The sequence below is a fragment of the Pseudomonas sp. DR208 genome (assembly GCF_019823005.1).
Taxonomy (GTDB): domain Bacteria; phylum Pseudomonadota; class Gammaproteobacteria; order Pseudomonadales; family Pseudomonadaceae; genus Aquipseudomonas; species Aquipseudomonas extremorientalis.
Genome location: NZ_CP081944.1, coordinates 3,535,691 through 3,553,388, shown reverse-complemented (window position 1 = coordinate 3,553,388; position 17,698 = coordinate 3,535,691). Strand labels below are relative to the sequence as shown.

General features: G+C 63.3%; 12 protein-coding genes. 9 read left to right on the top strand and 3 right to left on the bottom strand.

Annotated elements, in window-relative coordinates; genetic code table 11:
* The first annotated feature begins 26 nt into the window (after positions 1 to 26).
* From K5K89_RS16315 to K5K89_RS16300, 4 genes are all read left to right on the top strand, one after another.
* Complete coding sequence (locus K5K89_RS16315) at positions 27 to 2,984, top strand: autotransporter serine protease (protein ID WP_222539793.1); 2,958 nt, start codon at positions 27 to 29, stop codon at positions 2,982 to 2,984.
* Positions 2,985 to 3,027: 43 nt separating this feature from the next.
* Positions 3,028 to 6,138, top strand: coding sequence for an autotransporter serine protease (locus tag K5K89_RS16310; protein ID WP_222539792.1), 3,111 nt, complete (start codon positions 3,028 to 3,030; stop codon positions 6,136 to 6,138).
* Between the two features lie 87 nt (positions 6,139 to 6,225).
* A complete protein-coding gene (locus K5K89_RS16305; protein WP_222539791.1) occupies positions 6,226 to 7,656 on the top strand; it encodes a lipase in 1,431 nt (476 codons plus the stop codon).
* A gap of 184 nt (positions 7,657 to 7,840) precedes the next feature.
* Positions 7,841 to 8,005 carry a hypothetical protein gene (locus K5K89_RS16300; protein WP_165447925.1) on the top strand — a complete coding sequence of 55 codons (165 nt, stop codon included), beginning with the start codon at positions 7,841 to 7,843 and terminating at the stop codon, positions 8,003 to 8,005.
* 47 nt (positions 8,006 to 8,052) lie between these two features.
* Here the strand turns inward: K5K89_RS16300 and K5K89_RS16295 are convergent, their stop codons facing one another.
* Positions 8,053 to 8,277: a YgdI/YgdR family lipoprotein gene (locus K5K89_RS16295; RefSeq protein WP_071488353.1), complete on the bottom strand. Its 225-nt coding sequence runs from the start codon at positions 8,275 to 8,277 to the stop codon at positions 8,053 to 8,055.
* 186 nt (positions 8,278 to 8,463) lie between these two features.
* Between K5K89_RS16295 and K5K89_RS16290 the strand changes: the two genes are divergently transcribed.
* Together K5K89_RS16290 and K5K89_RS16285 are read left to right on the top strand one after the other, a co-directional pair.
* Positions 8,464 to 10,110, top strand: coding sequence for a VRR-NUC domain-containing protein (locus K5K89_RS16290; RefSeq protein ID WP_222539790.1), 1,647 nt, complete (start codon positions 8,464 to 8,466; stop codon positions 10,108 to 10,110).
* Positions 10,107 to 12,362: an ATP-dependent DNA helicase gene (locus tag K5K89_RS16285; protein ID WP_222539789.1), complete on the top strand. Its 2,256-nt coding sequence runs from the start codon at positions 10,107 to 10,109 to the stop codon at positions 12,360 to 12,362. Before K5K89_RS16290 ends, K5K89_RS16285 begins: the two co-directional genes overlap by 4 nt.
* A gap of 71 nt (positions 12,363 to 12,433) precedes the next feature.
* On the opposite strand, the gene K5K89_RS16280 is transcribed toward K5K89_RS16285, so the two are convergent.
* Positions 12,434 to 13,900, bottom strand: a complete 1,467-nt coding sequence (locus K5K89_RS16280) for a sensor histidine kinase (protein WP_222539788.1) — start codon at positions 13,898 to 13,900, stop codon at positions 12,434 to 12,436.
* On the bottom strand, positions 13,897 to 14,607 hold the full coding sequence (locus K5K89_RS16275) for a response regulator transcription factor (RefSeq protein ID WP_071488349.1): 711 nt from the start codon (positions 14,605 to 14,607) through the stop codon (positions 13,897 to 13,899). The genes K5K89_RS16280 and K5K89_RS16275 overlap by 4 nt, the downstream gene beginning before the upstream one ends.
* Before the next feature lie 141 nt (positions 14,608 to 14,748).
* On the opposite strand from K5K89_RS16275, the gene msrB reads away from it, so the two are divergent.
* The 3 genes from msrB to msrA are packed head-to-tail and all read left to right on the top strand — an operon-like array spanning position 14,749 to position 17,696.
* Positions 14,749 to 15,249 (top strand): peptide-methionine (R)-S-oxide reductase MsrB, encoded by a 501-nt coding sequence (gene msrB, locus K5K89_RS16270; protein ID WP_222539787.1) that lies wholly within the window; start codon positions 14,749 to 14,751, stop codon positions 15,247 to 15,249.
* A 32-nt stretch (positions 15,250 to 15,281) separates the two neighbouring features.
* On the top strand, positions 15,282 to 16,982 hold the full coding sequence (locus K5K89_RS16265; RefSeq protein ID WP_222539786.1) for a cytochrome c biogenesis protein DipZ: 1,701 nt from the start codon (positions 15,282 to 15,284) through the stop codon (positions 16,980 to 16,982).
* Positions 16,983 to 16,997: 15 nt separating this feature from the next.
* Positions 16,998 to 17,696: a peptide-methionine (S)-S-oxide reductase MsrA gene (msrA, locus tag K5K89_RS16260; RefSeq protein ID WP_222539785.1), complete on the top strand. Its 699-nt coding sequence runs from the start codon at positions 16,998 to 17,000 to the stop codon at positions 17,694 to 17,696.
* Positions 17,697 to 17,698 lie beyond the last annotated feature (2 nt).

The window sequence follows — 17,698 nt, the reverse complement described above, 5'->3', positions numbered from 1 at the left end:
CCATAACAACAATAAGGAGGGTTTCAATGCTCTGCGACTCACACCGTTTCAAACCGCTTGCCGCCGGTTCCTTGCTGCTGGTGTCCGTTGCGGCGCAGGCTGCCTATACCGAGGCCGGTCAACCGGGGAACGCCGCCAGTTGGCGTTCCGCCGAATTCCAGAGCGACTGGGGGCTGGGCCGCATGAAGGCGGATGAAGCTTACGCCGCTGGTATCACGGGTAACGGGGTGAAGATCGGTGCGCTGGACTCAGGTTTCGATCCCGACCACCCGGAAGCCGCCAAGGATCGCTATCACGCCGTCACCGCCAATGGCAGTTACGTCGATGGCCGCCCCTTCAGCACCAGCGGCGCGCTCAACCCCAACAATGACTCCCACGGCACCCATGTCACCGGCACCATGGGCGCAGCCCGTGATGGCGTCGGCATGCACGGCGTGGCCTATAACGCGCACATCTTCGTGGGCAATACCAACGCCAACGACAGCTTTCTGTTTGGTCCGACCCCAGACCCCAAGTACTTCAAGGCGGTGTACAGCGCCCTGGTGGATTCCGGCGTGCGCGCCATCAACAACAGTTGGGGCAGCCAACCCAAGGATGTCAGCTACCAGACCCTGGGTGATCTGCACGCCGCCTACGCCCAGCATTACAACCAGGGCACCTGGCTGGATGCGGCGGCGGACGTGGCCAAGGCCGGTGTCATCAACGTGTTCAGTGCCGGCAACAGTGGTTACGCGAATGCCAGCGTGCGCTCGGCGTTGCCGTATTTCCAGCCGGAACTGGAGGGGCACTGGCTGGCGGTATCGGGGCTGGATAAAGCCAATAGCCAGAAATACAACAAATGCGGCATTGCCCAGTACTGGTGCATTTCTACGCCGGGCGCGCTGATCAACAGTACCGTTCCCGGCGGTGGCTACGGCGTGAAGTCCGGCACCTCGATGTCGGCACCGCATGCCACGGGTGCGTTGGCATTGGTGATGGAACGTTATCCCTACATGACCAACGAACAGGCGTTGCAGGTGCTGCTGACCACCGCCACGCAGCTCGATGGTTCGATTACCCAGGCGCCCAACACCACGGTGGGTTGGGGCGTACCGGACCTGGGCCGGGCCATGCACGGTCCGGGGCAGTTACTCGGGCCGATGAACATCAGCCTGGCTGCCGGGCAGGGCGATGTCTGGAGCAATGGCATTTCCGACCAGGCCCTGCTCCAGCGCCAGGCGCAAGACGCCGCCGAGCACAGCGCCTGGCAGCAGACCCTGATCGACAAGGGCTGGCAAAACGGTGTGGGCGCCGCTGCCAGCCAGCAGGACCAGACCGATTACGCGGTCGGCACAGCACGCGACCAGGCGGCCGCGACACGGATTTATGAAGGCAGCCTGATCAAGTCCGGCGCAGGCACGCTGGTACTCGACGGCGACAGCACCTATCGCGGTGCGACCACCGTCAACGGCGGGCTGCTGGCGGTCAACGGTTCACTGACGTCTGCGGTGACCGTCAATGACCGCGGCACATTGGGCGGTTCCGGACGGATCGGCGCGCTGTCGGTCAACACGGGTGGACGAGTGGCGCCGGGCAATTCGGTGGGCACCTTGCAGGTGGCGGGTGACGTGAACCTGGGCGCGGGTTCCACCTATGCGGTGGAGCTCACGCCCACCAGTAGCGACCGTATCGTCGCCGGGGGCAAGGCGATCCTGGACGGCGGCAACGTGAGCCTGGCGTTGGAAAACAGCCCGACCCTGCTCAGCGGCGCACAGGCGCAAAGCCTGATCGGCCGCCAGTACAGCATCCTTCAGGCGTCGGGTGGCATCCAGGGCCGATTTGGCCAGGTGTTGCCCGGCTACCTGTTCCTCGGTGGCACCCTGGGTTACGTCGCCAATGGCGTGCAATTGGACGTGGTCCGCAGCGCCGCCACGTTTGCCAGCGTCGCGGCGACCCGCAACCAACGCAATGTGGCGATCGCCGCCGAGCAACTGGGCGCCGGCAACCCGGTGTATGAAAGCATCCTGCAGTCCGATTCCGTCGAGGTGGCGCAACAAGGCTTGCAGCAACTGTCCGGTGAAATCTACCCGGCCATCGGCGCCATGCTGATCAACGACAGCCTGCAAGTGCGCGACGCCGTGGGCGAGCGCTTGCGCCACGTGCCGGTCACTGCTGAAAGCAACCTGTGGCTCAAGGCACTCGGTGCCTGGGGCAAGCGCGACAGCCGCAGCGAAACGGCGGGTTCCACCACGTCCCTCGGTGGCCTGCTGGGCGGGGTCGATGGTGCGCTGGACGAGCAGACGCGCGTGGGCCTGGTCGCCGGTTACAGCGACAGCTCATTGAATATGGGCAGCGGCACGCATGCCTCGGCGTCCATCGACAGCTATCACCTCGGCGCGTATGTCGGGCGCGAGCTGGGTGATTGGCGCATCAGTGCCGGTGGCGCCTACAGCTGGCATCGTGGTGACGTGACGCGCGACCTGCACTACGGCGCCGTCAGCGGCAAGCAGAAAGCCAAACTGGAGGCGCGCACGGCGCAACTGTTCTCCGAAGCCGCCTACCGGATCAACCTGCAACCCTTGGCGCTGGAGCCGTTCGCCAACCTGGCCTATGTGCACCTGGACAGTGACGGCTTCCACGAAAAAGGCGACGCCGCCGCGCTTGAGCGTGGCAGTGATCGCCGGGACGCCGTGCTCGGCACCCTTGGCGTGCGGGCGTTGAAAACCATTGCCCTGAACGATCACCAGCCACTGCAGCTTTCCGCTTCGCTGGGCTGGCAACACAGCCTCACCGCCGTCGGATCCGCAGAGCACCTGGCGTTTGTCGCCGGTGGACCGTCATTCGCCGTGGGCAGTTCACCCTTGCTGCGGGACGCCGCGCTGGTCGGCGTGCAGGCCAGCCTGGCGTTGAGCCCCGCCATGCGAGTCAACCTTGATTACAACGGCCAATTGGGTGGACGGGAGAAAACCCAGGGGGTGGGGCTGAGCCTCAACTGGCAGTTCTGAAGCGACTTACACACGTTCAATAAGAAAACTAAGGAAGGTCAGCGTGAACAAAAGCAAGTCAGGGTTAACAACCGCCATCCACACCGCCTTGGGCTACCCGCTCAACGCGACCCGCAGCGCGCCATACGGTGCCTTGCTGTGCTGCCTGGCAAGCCTGGGAACCGCCCAGGCCGCACCCTATGTGGAAACCGGCAAGCTGGGTGACGCCGCCAGCTGGCGCAGCACTGAATTCAAGGCCGACTGGGGCCTGGGCGCCGTGCATGCCGACGCCGCGTATGCCGCGGGCTATACCGGCAAGGGGGTCAAGCTGGGGATCTTCGACCAGCCGGTGTACGCCCAGCATCCGGAGTTCGCCAGCCCCGGCAAAGTCGTGACGATTGTCACTGAAGGCATACGCCAGTACACCGACCCGTATATCCCGGTGAAGGCCGGCGATGCGTTTCGTTATGACGGCACGCCGTCGCTGGGCTCCAACGGCAAGCTGGGCAACCACGGCACCCATGTCGGCGGTATCGCCGCGGGCAATCGCGATGGCGGGCCGATGCATGGCGTGGCGTTCGATGCGCAAATCATCAGCGCCGAGAACGGCGACCCAGGCCCGGAAGACGGCATCATCCTTGGCAACGATGGCGCGGTGTACAAGGCCGGCTGGGACGCATTGGTCGCCAGTGGCGCACGGATCATCAACAACAGTTGGGGCATCGGCATCGGTGACCAGTACGCCAAGGGTGGGCGCGACCCGGCGTTCCCGAATTTCACGGTCAATGAAGCGCAGGCGCAGTTCAATCACATCCGGCCGATCCTCGGTACGATCGCCGGGGGCGCCTACCAGGGCGCCATCGACGCGGCCCGCAGCGGCGTACTGACGATCTTCGCCGCCGGCAACGACTACAACCGCAACAACCCGGATGCGATTTCCGGGCTGGCGTACTTTGTGCCCGAGATTGCGCCCAACTGGCTGTCCGTCGCGGCCTTGCAGCAGAACCCGGACACGGCGAGCGCCGACCCGTATGTGATCAGTACGTTCTCCTCGCGTTGCGGCTACGCGGCGAGCTTCTGTGTGTCGGCCCCCGGTACCAGGATCTACAGCTCCGTCATCAATGGCACCAACCTGGACAACCTCACCACCGACTATGCCAACTTCAACGGCACCTCCATGGCCGCGCCCCACGTGGCCGGCAGCGCGGCCGTGCTGATGCAGCGTTTTGCGTACATGAGCGGCGACCAGATCTCGACACTGCTCAAGACCACCGCCACCGACCTCGGCGCACCGGGCATCGACTCGCTGTATGGCTGGGGCATGATCAACCTGGGCAAAGCCATCAATGGCCCAGGCATGTTTGTCACGGCCGAGGACATCCCGGCCGAGTTCCGCATCGACGGCGCCTATGGCAGCGGCCAGTTTGTCGCGGATCTGCCGGGCGTGGGCGCGGTGGTCGATGCCGGCAAACCGACACAGCGGCTGTGCAACGATGTGCATTGCGGGCTGGATGTGTGGAGCAATGACATCGCCGGACACGGCGGCTTGACCAAACAAGGTATCGGCACCTTGGTGCTCACCGGCTCCAGCACCTACAGCGGCCCGACGCTGGTCAACCAGGGCCTGCTGGCCATCAACGGCTCAGTCATTTCGAACGTCACCGTCAGCCAGAGTGGGGTGGTTGGGGGGAGCGGGCGCATCGGTTCGCTGTTGGCGAAAAACGGCGGCACCGTTGCGCCGGGCAATTCCATCGGCACGCTGAACGTGGCCGGGGACGTCACCTTTGAGCCCGGGTCGACCTATGCCGTGGAGCTGTCGCCCACCAACAGCGATCGCATTGTGGCGGGAGGCACTGCCACCTTGAACGGCGGCACGGTGACCCTCGCGCTGGAAAACAGCCCGACACTGCTCAGCGGTGCCCAGGCGCAAAGCCTGATCGGGCGCCAGTACAACATCCTGCAAGCCGCCGGCGGCATTACCGGCAGTTTTGGCGCGGTGCTGCCCAACTACCTGTTCCTTGGCGGCAACCTGAATTACGCGGCCAACGGCGTGCAACTGGACGTGGCGCGTAACGCCAACAGTTTTGCCAGCGTGGGCGCCACGGACAACCAGCGCGCCGTGGCCAGCGCCGCTGAGCAACTGGGCGCGGGCAACGCCGTGTATGAAAGCCTGCTGTTGGCGCCGAACGCGGCATCGGCGCAAGGGGCTTTCCAGCAGCTGTCTGGAGAAATCTACCCGGCATTGGAAACGGCCTTGGTCAATGACAGCCGCTACGTGCGTGAAGCCGTGGGCGAGCGCCTGCGCAATGGCGAGATGGGCGCACCCAGCGAGACGCTCGACAGCCGTGGCAACGTGTGGGTGAAGGCCCTGGGCGCCTGGGGCAAGAGCGACAGTCGCAGCGATACGGCCGGCTACACCACGTCCGTCGGCGGCATGCTCGCCGGGGTGGACGGTGCGCTCGACGAGGCCACGCGCATCGGTCTGGTCGCCGGTTACAGCGACACGTCACTCAACATGGGCAGCGGTACCCATTCCCGTGCTTCGGTCGACAGCTATCACTTCGGTGCGTACGCAGGGCATGAGATCGGCGCCTGGCGCCTGAGCGGCGGCGCCACCTACAGCTGGCACCGCGCAGACGTGAAACGTGACCTGCAATACGGCGATGTTTCAGGCAAGCAGAAAGCCAAGGTTGATGCACGCAGCACCCAAGTGTTCGGCGAAGCGGCCTACCGGGTGACCCTGCAACCGCTGGCCCTGGAACCGTTCGCCAACCTGGCCTACGTGCACCTGGACAGCGATGGCGCGACTGAAAAAGGCGACGCTGCTGCACTCAAAAGTCGCGACGACAGCCGCGACCTGGTGCTAAGCACCCTGGGTATGCGTGCCTTGAAAACCTTCACCGTGAATGACCACCAGCAACTGGAGGTGTCCGGCACCCTGGGCTGGCAGCACAACCTGAGCAGCAATGACTCTGAACAGCACCTGGCGTTTGCCTCGGGCGGCCCGTCGTTTGCGGTGGAAAGTGCGCCGATGGTGCGTGATGCGGCGCTGGTCGGGGCGCGGGTGAGCCTGGCGTTAAGCAAGCAGGCGCGAGTGAACTTTGACTACAACGGCCTGCTGGCCAGCAAGGAAAAAGTCCATGGCGTCGGCTTGAGCCTGGACTGGGCGTTCTGAGGGTTCAGCGACCTTTGCGGGTGCCGGCACACCGGCACCCGCAGGTTTGGCTTTCTCGACAACTCCAACAAAAGAGAGGCACACCCCATGGGGATCTTTGACTATAAAAACCTCGGTGCCGAGGGCTCCAAGGCGTTGTTCGCCGATGCAATGGCGATCACGTTGTACACCTATCACAACCTGGATAACGGCTTTGCCGTGGGGTACCAGCACAATGGCCTGGGGCTTGGCCTGCCCGCCACGCTGGTCGGCGCATTGCTCGGCAGCACCGATTCCCAGGGCGTGATCCCCGGCATCCCGTGGAACCCGGACTCGGAAAAAGCCGCCCTGGACGCGGTGCACAAGGCCGGATGGACGCCGATCAGCGCCAGTGCCCTGGGCTACGGCGGCAAGGTCGATGCGCGAGGTACATTCTTCGGCGAAAAGGCCGGCTACACCACGGCCCAGGTCGAGGTGCTGGGCAAGTACGATGATGCCGGCAAGCTGCTGGAAATCGGCATTGGCTTTCGCGGCACCTCCGGACCACGGGAAACCCTGATCAGCGATTCTATCGGCGATCTGGTCAGCGACTTGCTCGCGGCCCTGGGGCCCAAGGACTACGCGAAGAACTACGCCGGCGAAGCCTTCGGTGGTTTGCTCAAAAATGTCGCCGACTACGCCAGCGCCCATGGCCTGAGCGGCAAGGATGTGGTGGTCAGTGGGCATAGCCTGGGTGGGTTGGCGGTCAACAGCATGGCCGACCTGAGCAACAGTAAATGGTCCGGCTTCTACAAGGACGCCAACTACGTGGCCTATGCCTCGCCGACCCAGAGTGCCGGCGACAAGGTGCTCAATATCGGCTACGAAAACGACCCAGTGTTCCGGGCCCTGGATGGCTCGTCCTTCAACCTGTCGTCCCTGGGCGTGCACGACACACCCCATGCGTCGACTACCGACAACATCGTCAGCTTCAACGACCACTATGCGTCGACGCTGTGGAATGTGATGCCGTTTTCCATCGTCAACCTGCCGACCTGGATCTCGCACCTGCCCACCGGCTATGGCGATGGCATGACGCGCATCCTGGAGTCGGACTTCTACGAGCAGATGACCCGCGATTCCACGGTGATCGTGGCCAACCTGTCCGACCCGGCACGGGCCAACACCTGGGTGCAGGACCTCAACCGCAATGCCGAGCCGCACAAAGGCGATACCTTCATCATCGGCAGCGACGGCAATGACCTGATCCAGGGCGGCAAGGGCGTGGACTTTATCGAGGGGGGCAAGGGTAATGACACCATTCGCGACAACAGTGGGCACAACACCTTCCTGTTCAGCGGCAACTTCGGTAACGATCGGGTGATCGGCTATCAGCCCACGGACAAATTGGTGTTCAAGGATGTGGCAGGCAGCACCGACTTGCGTGACCATGCAAAAGTGGTCGGCGCGGATACGGTGCTCACCTTTGGCGCCGACTCAGTGACCTTGGTCGGCATCGGGCAAGGCGGCCTCTGGGCCGACGGTGTGAGTATCGGGTGAATGATGCTTATGGCGTTCAGCCAGCCAATCCCCCAGGAAGGCCTGGGGTATCGGCTGAATGCAGCGGCGTGGAAAATCCTTCGGTAAATAAATATCTACCTGGTTGTCGCGACGGATCGCTCGGTGTGCCTGCGTTTAACGATCAAGCGAGCCGTTTCGCGTGATGACGTGGGAGGAACCGAGCATGTCCCGATTGCGATTGTTGCTGTGCGCCCTGGTACTGCTGGGGTTGGCTGGGTGTGCGGTGTACCCGGCGTATCCTGGCCCGTGCTGCTATCACCCGTACTACCACTCGTACTATTACCATCCCTACTATCACCCGTACTACCACCCGTATTACCGGTATTAACCGAGCGATAATGCAAAAAAAGCCCCGCACTGCGGGGCTTTTCATTGTTATTTTTCTTTGATAACCGTCGCGACGTCGGCGGCTTTGACTCGGATGCGCTTGCCGGCGATATCGGTAAATTCGTAGAACCCGTCGGCGGTCTTGGCGTTGGGGGTGTCCTTGGTCAAATACTGCGTGCCATTTTGCAGCGTCACTACGGTTTGCGTTGCGCAACCGGCCAGTACCAGAAAAGTGAGTGCAACCAGCGGCAGCCCCAGATTCTTCATGTTCATAACCCTTACCTTGACCTTGAAAAGTCCCGCGCCAGAGGCGGCGGGCGACAAATGTTACGCCATCGATTCTCCCATCTGATCACTTTTATAAGAAAAGTTGCAGGTGCCATTTATCTATTACCGATTGCAACAGGGCATTTGGGACGGCACTCTGTATGCATAACCAGTATTCGATCAGCGCGTGAAATGGCCAACCCCCTCGACGATCCCCTGTATTACCTGCATAACTTCCGCCGAGTGCTGCTCTGGCTGGCACAGCGCTATGCCGATTTGCTCGACCCGGACGAACAGCTTTTTATTCAGCAATTTGACAGGTTGCCGCAGGCGTCCCAGGCGCTTTTGGTGCGTATGGTGATGCGCAAGGGCGTGCATTTTCGGGCCGGCAAGCTCAATTACCTGGAGATTGGTTGCCCCCATGCCGCTGCCGGGCCGCTGATGGAACTGGGTTGGGTGGACGATCAGTACCTGCTGGCCTTTGAAGAGCTGTTCGCCGTGCTGCAAAAAGGTGAAATCCTGGCCGCGTTCAAGCCCTGGATAGACCAGCCCAAAAGCAAGAAAACCGATTGGCTGGAAGGGCTGTCGGCGCAATTCATGGACAGCCGCAGCTTTGCCACCTGGTGCCCCGAGCTGGCCGACAGGTTGTTCAGCCTCACTGTGATGGAGCTGTGCGACCGTCTGCGCCTGATGTTCTTCGGCAACCTGCATCAGGACTGGTCCGAGTTTGTATTGGCTGACCTGGGCATCTACACCTATGAAAAGGTCGAGTTCTGCGCCGAATCCCGTGGTTTGCGCCATCGTGACGATGTGCAGGGGTATCTGTTCCTGCACCACTGCCAGCAGGCCTTCGATGCCGGTGAGCCGCTGGAAGATGTACTGGCCGGGGTTGCCACGCTGGACACCGATAACCCCTGGCTGGAAAAACGCCGCGCCAAGCTGTTGTTCCAGATTGGTCAATATTGCGAGCGCACTGCCGAGCTGGCCGTGGCGGAGCGCATTTACCGGAACTGCACCTACCCCGGTGCCCGCTCACGGTTGATCCGCGTGCTGGAGCGCCAGGAGGATTACGCCCAGGCCATGGCCCTGGCGAACACGGCCCAACAGGCCCCGGAAAGCGCCGCCGAACAGCAGCACTTGCTGCGTGTCATCCCACGCCTGCGCCGCAAACTGGGCGAGCCGGCATTGCCCAAGGTCAAGCCACGGCCGGTCACGCGCCTGGATCTGGCCCTCACTCCGCCGGAACCCTTGATGTCGGTGGAGTACTGCGTGCAGGCGCACCTTAGCGAGCCGGATGGGCCGGTGCATTACGTGGAAAACGGCCTGATCAACTCGTTGTTCGGCCTGCTGTGCTGGGACGTGATTTTTGCGCCGTTGCCGGGTTCGTTTTTCCACCCGTTCCAGCGCGGCCCCGCCGACCTGCACAGCGCGGATTTTCACCAGCGCCGTGCGCCGCTGTTCGCCGCGTGTTTCGAGCAACTGCAGGACGAGCGCTACAAAACCACTCTCCGCCAACGCTACCGCGACAAATGGGGCATCCAGTCGCCCTTCGTGTTCTGGAACCTGCTCAGCGAAGAGCTGCTGGAGCAGGCCCTGGCCTGTTTGCCCGCCGAGCACCTGCGCTACTGGTTCGAGCGGCTGCTGCTGGACATCCGCGCCAATCGCGCCGGCATGCCCGACCTGATCCAGTTCTGGCCCGCGCAAAAGACCTACCGCATGATCGAGGTGAAAGGCCCCGGCGATCGCCTGCAAGACAACCAGCTGCGCTGGCTGGAGTTCTGCGGCGAGTACCAGATGCCGGTGACGGTCTGCTATGTGCGCTGGGCACAATCCGCTTGAGCTACACCGTCGCGGTGCGGGCGCTGTGCGAGTTCACGGCTAAGGTCGGTGACCTCGACCTGCGCTTCACACCGTCGCCGAGTGCCCAGGAAGGCATCGCCGGCCACCGTACCGTAGCGTCGCGGCGCAGTCAGCACTACCAGAATGAAGTGGCGCTGGAGGGGCAATACCAGCAGCTCACGGTGCGGGGCAGGGCGGACGGCTATGACCCGGATGCCAACCGCCTTGAAGAAGTGAAGACCTATCGCGGTGACCTCGATGCCCAGCCCGCCAACCATCGGCAATTGCACTGGGCCCAGGTCAAGGTGTATGGCTGGTTGATGTGCCGCAAACTCGGGCTCGCGCAAATCGACCTGGCGCTGGTGTACTTCGATATCGTCGGTGAGGGCGAAACCTTGCTCAACCAGCGCTTTCAAGCCAGTGAACTGGAGCCGTTCTTCAACCAGCAATGCGCGCTGTTCCTCGGCTGGGCCGAGCAGGAAATGCAACACCGCGCAGCGCGCAACGACGCCGCGCAGACCCTGGCGTTCCCCCATGCGGATTTTCGCCCTGGCCAGCGCTCACTGGCCGAGTCGGTGTACAAGGCAGTCAGCACCGGCCGCTGCCTGATGGCCCAGGCACCGACCGGCATCGGCAAGACCATCGGCACGATTTTCCCGTTGCTCAAGGCCCTGGCGCCCCAGCAATTGGACACGTTGTTCTTCCTCACCGCCAAGACTCCCGGCCGCAAACTCGCCCTGGACGCCGCCCAAGTGCTGTATGCCAGCAGCCCCGGCTTGCCGTTGCGTGTGCTGGAACTGGTGGCGCGGGACAAAGCCTGCGAGCACCTGGACAAAGCCTGTCATGGCGACTCCTGCCCATTGGCCAAGGGCTTTTACGACCGCTTGCCCGCCGCGCGCATCGCCGCGTCCAAGGTGCGTCTGCTCGACCAGCGCAACCTGCGTGACGTGGCCCTGGCGCATCAGGTCTGCCCGTATTACCTGAGCCAGGAAATGGCGCGCTGGGCTGACCTGGTGGTCGCTGACTACAACTACTACTTCGACTTTGGCGCCATGCTGTTCGGCCTGGCCCAGCTCAACCAATGGCGTGTAGCGGTGCTGGTGGACGAGGCCCACAACCTGGTCGAACGGGCGCGTTCGATGTACAGCGCCAGCCTCGACCAGTACCACCTCAAGACCCTGCGCGACAGCGCCCCGCAGCCGTTGAAGAAACCCTTGCAGCGCCTCAACCGTGAGTGGAACGCGCTGCACAAGGACCAGCTTGCGCCGTACCAGGCCTACGCCGCCCGCCCGGACAAACTGTTGCAGGCCCTGAGCCTGTGCGCCAGCGCCATGGGCGAATACTTCAACGAGCACCCCGAGTCCCTCAGCGGCGACCTGCAGGCCTTCTATTTCGATGTGCTGCAATTTGCCAAGGTGGCGGAGCTGTTCAACGAGCACTTCATTTTCGACATCAGCAAGCGCCAGCTCAGCGGCAAACGCAGCAGTTCCACCCTGTGCCTGCGTAATGTGGTGCCCGCCGAATTCATCCGCCCGCGATTGACGGCTGCCCGCAGCAGCGTGCTGTTTTCCGCGACCCTGAGCCCCCGACATTATTACGCCAACTTGCTGGGTTTGCCGGCGGATACGGCGTGGGTCGACGTGGAATCACCGTTCAAGGCCGAGCAGCTGCAGGTGCGCATCGTCGCTGAAATCTCCACGCGCTTTGTGCATCGCCAGGCCTCGCTGGAGCCAATCGTCGAGCTGATTGCCCGCCAGTACACACAACAACCTGGCAACTACCTGGCGTTTTTCTCAAGCTTTGATTACCTGCAACAGGTTGCGCAGTTGCTCGCCGAGCGACATCCGCAGATCGTGCTGTGGCAGCAGTCACGCGGCATGGCCGAGGCCGAGCGCCAGGCGTTCCTCGACCAGTTCACCGAACACAGCCAGGGCATCGGCTTTGCCGTGCTGGGCGGCGCATTTGGCGAGGGCATCGACTTGCCGGGGGCACGCTTGATCGGTGCGTTCATTGCCACCCTCGGGTTGCCGCAACTGAACCCGGTCAATGAACAGATGAAACTGCGCATGGGCGCGATCTTCGGCGCTGGCTACGACTACACCTACCTGTATCCCGGCCTGCAGAAAGTGGTGCAGGCGGCGGGGCGGGTGATCCGTAGCCAGCAGGACCGTGGCGTGGTGATGCTGATCGATGACCGTTTCGGCGAAGGCCAGGTACGCCAGTTGTTGCCGCGCTGGTGGGCGCTGGCGTGAGTTATTCCTGCCATCAATGAGGCTGGTGCCGGGGCCGGTCATCGACCTGGCGTTGCTCGAACCGGAGCGGGTCAACGCGCTGATGCTCGGGTTTCCAGGGAAAACGTAAAGGTTGCGCCTCGGCCAGGGCGGTCCACCAGGCTGATGCTGCGCCCGTGCAGTTGCAGGATGCGGTGCACGATTCGCAGGCCCAACCCCCCGTCGCGCCGGGCGCCGCCAATGGTGAATGCGCGCAGGAACAGGCCTTCGCGTAATTCGGCGTCGATGCCCGGGCCGGTGTCGCTGACGGTGACGGCTACCGCATGGGTTTGAGGCGACAGGATGACCTCGATTTCTCCGTTCACCGGGGTATGTCGCAGGGCATTGTCCAGCAGGTTGGTCAGCACCCGTTCGATCAACCCCAGGTCTGCCTGCACCGTCGGCACCTGCGGCGGCAGGCTGGCCGTCAGCGTGATGCCGCGTGCCTCGGCAGTCAGTTCGAATTTCTGGAAGATGTCCTGCACCAGGTCCGGCAATGAAAAACCTTCGATCACCGGCTGCACAAAGCCATGCTCCAGGCGCACCAGTTCCAGCAGCGATTGGGCCAGGCCGCCGACTTTACGGCTCTGGTCTAAAGCAATCCCGAGGTAGCGACGGCGCTCTTCCGGGCTGAGGCTGGCATCCTTGAGCGACAGGGTTTCCAGGTAACCGTGCAACGAGGCCAGCGGTGTGCGCAGGTCATGGGAGATATTCGCGACCATTTCCCGGCGTTCCTGGTCCTGGTGGGTGATGGCGCGCCACTGTTCGCCCAGGCGGTTTTCCATTTGCACGAAGGCGTGGTCCAGCACGGCGATTTCATCGCCGCTGGCGAGTGGCACTGCGACGGATTCTGCCGGTTTGGGCGCGCCATTGATGTCGAACTGGCCAACCTTGTCAGTGAGTTGACGCAGCGGTCGGGTGATCCAGGCAAACGCGATCAGGCCGGCCATCAGGCAGAGCAGGGCGACCAGGCCGATGGACCACAGGGCGATCTTCAAGGCCATGCCGGTGGCGTCCTTGGCGTCGTACGCATCGTGGGCTTCACCGAGCAGGACCACATACAGGAACCCGGTCTGCTGCCCGCCGGCGGTGAGTGGCGCGGCGCTGAATACCTTGCGCCCATCGACGCTGCGCGGGTCGTCTCCGAGGATCGGCAGCATGAAGCCCGCGAGGAAGCGCCGGATGGGCGCCAGGTCGACCTTGTCACGCAACAGGTGGCCGCTGGGTGCGGCGTTGCCGACCAGGCGGCCGTCGATGTCGAGCAGGTACACCTCGACGCTGGGGTTGACCAGCATCAACTGGCTGAACAGGTTGCGCACGGCGTCGGGCTTGAGGCCGTCGGCGTCCATCAATTGGGTGTCGCGGGCGATGTGCGCCGCGAGATCGCGGGACAGGCCTTGCACCACCTCCAGCTCGTGCATGCGGTTGGAACGAACCTGCAGCCACGCCGAGGTGCCGCTGCAGATCAACAGCAGTACCGCGAACACCAGCGACAGGCGCTGGGTGAGGGTGAGCTTCATGGCGGGCTCTCGGCAAACTTATAGCCACGGCCCCACACCGTGAGGATGCGCGCCGGGTTGGCCGGGTCGGCTTCGACCTTGGCCCGCAGGCGGTTGATGTGGGTGTTGACCGTGTGTTCATAGCCTTCGTGGCTGTAGCCCCACACCGCGTTGAGCAAGTCCATGCGCGAGAACACTTTGCCCGGTTGGCGCGCGAAGAAGTACAGCAGGTCGAATTCCCGTGGGGTAAGGTCCAGGCGCTGGCCTTGCAGGGTGGCGTCACGGGTCAGCGGGTTGATGAACAATTGGCCGAGGTCGAGGCTGCCGGCGTCCATCTTCAGGTTGCGCGCCATGGCGTCGACCCGGCGCAGCAACGCTTTCACCCTGGCCACCAGTTCCGGCATGGAAAACGGCTTGGCCAGGTAATCATCCGCGCCCAGCTCCAGGCCGAGGATGCGGTGCAGTTCGCTGGAGCGTGCACTGGTGATGATGATCGGGGTGTAGCGCGTCATGGCACGGGCGCGCCGACAGATCTCCAGGCCATCCACGCCGGGCAGCATCAGGTCGAGGATCAGCGCATCCCAGCCGCCTTGCTCCAGCAGGCGCAGGCCTTCATTGCCATCGGCGCTGTGCACCACGTCGAACTGTTCATCACGCAGGTGCAGGCAGATCAGGTCGGCGATATGGGCATCGTCCTCGACCACCAGGACACGTTTGGGCTGATCCATGTAAGAGAAACCTTCGCTTGTAGTTCGCGCATTGTGCGGCTTTTGCAACAGTGTAGTTATCACGAATTGTTTAACTCTGCGTGAGGATTCCGCGACGGTAAACAGCCCAACATTCCCGTTACTTCAAAGAGGGAAAACACCATGTACTCACGCCGACAAATATTCCTGGCCAGTGGCGGCCTGGGTGTCGCCGTCCTGGCGGGCGGCCTGCTCAAGCAACTCAATAGGGTCGCTGACGCCGAAGCCGCCGAAACCTTCGAGGTCAGCCACACCGACGCGCAATGGCACAGCCTGCTCACCGACGAGCAATACGCCATCCTGCGCGAAGAGGGCACCGAACGCCCCTACAGCAGCGCGCTCAACGATGAACACCGTGCCGGTACGTTTGCCTGTGCCGGTTGCGCGCTGCCGCTGTTTGCCTCGGCCGCCAAGTTCAACAGCCACACCGGCTGGCCCAGTTTCTGGCAACCGCTGGAGAACGCGGTGGCCAGCCGTACCGATACGTCCTACGGCGTGCTGCGCAAGGAAATCCACTGCCGTCGCTGTGGCGGCCACCAGGGGCACGTGTTCGATGATGGCCCGCCACCCACCGGCCTGCGCTACTGCATGAACGGCGCCGCCATGACGTTCGCGGCGGCGTAAGCCAATGTCTTTTTCTTATAAGGGTCCATCCCATGTGGCTTCTGGTTCTCGCGTACCTGGGCGGCGTGCTGACAATCGTCAGTCCGTGCATCCTGCCTGTTCTGCCTTTTGTCTTCGCTCGCACCGGGCAGCCGTTTTTGCGCAGTGGCTTGCCGCTGTTAGCGGGGATGGCGGTGACATTCGCCCTGGTGGCCTCGCTGGCGGCGGTGGGCGGCGGTTGGGTGGTGCAGGTCAATCAATACGGGCGCTGGCTCGCGTTGCTGTGCGTTGCCCTGTTCGGACTCACGTTGTTGTTGCCGCAACTGTCGGAACGCCTGACGCGCCCGTTGGTGGCCGCCGGCAGTCGCTTGTCGCAAGCCGCCGGGGCCGATGCCCGGCCGCGGCCGGGCGCGTCGTTCCTGATCGGCGTGGCCACCGGGCTGCTCTGGGCACCGTGCGCCGGGCCGATCCTGGGGCTGGTGCTCACCGGCGCGGCGCTGCAGGGCGCCAGCATCGGTACTACCTTGCTCTTGCTGGCTTACGCCGCCGGTGCTGCCACCTCCCTCGCGCTGGCGTTGCTGGTCGGCGGTAAGGTCTTTGGTTTCATGAAGAAGTCCCTCGGTGCCGGCGAATGGCTGCGCCGGGGCCTGGGTGGGTTGATGCTGGCCGGTGTGGCCGCGATTGCGCTGGGCCTCGACACGGGCGTGCTGTCGCGGCTGTCGACCGCGTCCACCGGTGGCCTGGAACAAAGCCTGGTGGATCGCCTGAGCGCCAAGCCGGTGAAGCCGGGCGGGGCGATGATGATGGCCGCCAATCACAGCGACACCTTGCCGATCGAGGGCGCGCTGCCGCCCCTTGACGGTGCCGTGCAATGGCTCAATAGCCCGCCACTGACCACCGAAGCACTCAAGGGCAAGGTGGTGTTGGTGGATTTCTGGACCTACTCCTGCATCAACTGCCTGCGCACCTTGCCGTATGTAAAGGCCTGGGCCGAGAAATACCGCGACCAGGGCCTGGTGGTGATCGGCGTGCATGCGCCGGAGTTCGCCTTTGAGCGCGACGTGAACAACGTCACCCAGGCCATGAAGGACCTGGGCATCACTTACCCTGTGGCCATCGACAACAACTACAAGATCTGGCGCGCGTTCAACAACCAGTACTGGCCGGCCCATTACTTCGCCGATGCCAAGGGCCAGATTCGCTACCACCACTTCGGTGAAGGCGACTACGCCGAGTCGGAGCGGGTGATCCAGCAGTTGTTGCGTGAAGCCGGCGCGAAGAACGTCGCGGGCGGCTTGATCGAAGCCGATGCCAAGGGCGTGCAACAAGCGCCGGACATGAACGAGGTGCAGTCGCCGGAAACCTACCTGGGTTCGCAGCGCGCCGAAAACTTCGTCAAGTCCGGCCCCCTGGCACTCAACCAGTGGACCCTGCAAGGCCAATGGAACGTCGGCGGCCAGCAAGCCACCCTCGACCAGGCCGGTGGGCGCATCGTCTACCGCTTCCACGCCCGCGACCTGCACCTGGTGCTCGGCCCGGGCGCCGACGGCAAGCCGGTGCGTTTCAAGGTCACGATCGACGGCCAGGCCCCGGGCGGTGCCCATGGCACCGACGTCGCACCGGATGGCAGCGGCACGGTCACCGAACAGCGTTTGTACCAGCTGGTGCGTCAGCCGGGCGCCGTGCAGGACCGCACCTTCACCATTGAATTCCTTGACCCCAACGTGTCGGCGTATGCCTTCACCTTTGGTTAACCCGGAGTGCCTGCCATGAATGTATTCAGATACCTGCCAGTCCTGGCCTTCGCAGCGTTCGTCGGTCAAAGCCTGGCCTTTTCCTTTGGCGCTGCCGCCGACGACGCCGTGGTGATCGCGCCACCCGCCCTGGACCTGCCCGCCGAAGCTGGCAACCTGCAAACCGCTGTGTTCGCCGGCGGCTGTTTCTGGGGTGTTCAAGGGGTGTTCCAGCATGTGCAAGGCGTGAAGAACGCCGTGTCCGGCTACGATGGCGGCGCTGCAAGCACAGCGCAATATGAGTCCGTCAGCGACGGCAACACCGGCCACGCCGAAGCGGTTTCTGTCACCTACGACCCGAGCAAAATCAGCTTCGGCAAACTGCTGCAGATCTATTTCTCGGTGGCCCACAACCCCACCGAACTCAACCGCCAGGGCCCCGACACCGGCACCCAGTACCGTTCGGCGATCTTTGCGCAGAACGCCGAACAGCAAAACGTCGCCCAGGCCTACATCGCCCAGTTGGACGCCGCCAAGTCTTTCGACAAACCCATCGTCACTAAAATCGAGATGGGCAAGGTGTTCTACCCGGCGGAGTCCTATCATCAGGACTTCCTCACCGAGAACCCGTCCTACCCCTACATCGTGATCAATGACCTGCCTAAAGTGGCGCAACTCAAAAAGCTGTTCCCCGACCAATACCGCGCCGAGCCGGTGCTGGTGAAAAACCAGTAACC

What these genes read in the sequence shown, in the direction of transcription:
- K5K89_RS16280 (WP_222539788.1), bottom strand. Translation starts at nt 13,900, where the DNA reads ATGAAGCTCACCCTCACCCAGCGCCTGTCGCTGGTGTTCGCGGTACTG.
- msrB (WP_222539787.1), top strand. Translation starts at nt 14,749, where the DNA reads ATGTACTCACGCCGACAAATATTCCTGGCCAGTGGCGGCCTGGGTGTC.
- K5K89_RS16315 (WP_222539793.1), top strand. Translation starts at nt 27, where the DNA reads ATGCTCTGCGACTCACACCGTTTCAAACCGCTTGCCGCCGGTTCCTTG.
- K5K89_RS16305 (WP_222539791.1), top strand. Translation starts at nt 6,226, where the DNA reads ATGGGGATCTTTGACTATAAAAACCTCGGTGCCGAGGGCTCCAAGGCG.
- K5K89_RS16265 (WP_222539786.1), top strand. Translation starts at nt 15,282, where the DNA reads ATGTGGCTTCTGGTTCTCGCGTACCTGGGCGGCGTGCTGACAATCGTC.
- K5K89_RS16275 (WP_071488349.1), bottom strand. Translation starts at nt 14,607, where the DNA reads ATGGATCAGCCCAAACGTGTCCTGGTGGTCGAGGACGATGCCCATATC.
- msrA (WP_222539785.1), top strand. Translation starts at nt 16,998, where the DNA reads ATGAATGTATTCAGATACCTGCCAGTCCTGGCCTTCGCAGCGTTCGTC.
- K5K89_RS16290 (WP_222539790.1), top strand. Translation starts at nt 8,464, where the DNA reads ATGGCCAACCCCCTCGACGATCCCCTGTATTACCTGCATAACTTCCGC.
- K5K89_RS16300 (WP_165447925.1), top strand. Translation starts at nt 7,841, where the DNA reads ATGTCCCGATTGCGATTGTTGCTGTGCGCCCTGGTACTGCTGGGGTTG.
- K5K89_RS16295 (WP_071488353.1), bottom strand. Translation starts at nt 8,277, where the DNA reads ATGAACATGAAGAATCTGGGGCTGCCGCTGGTTGCACTCACTTTTCTG.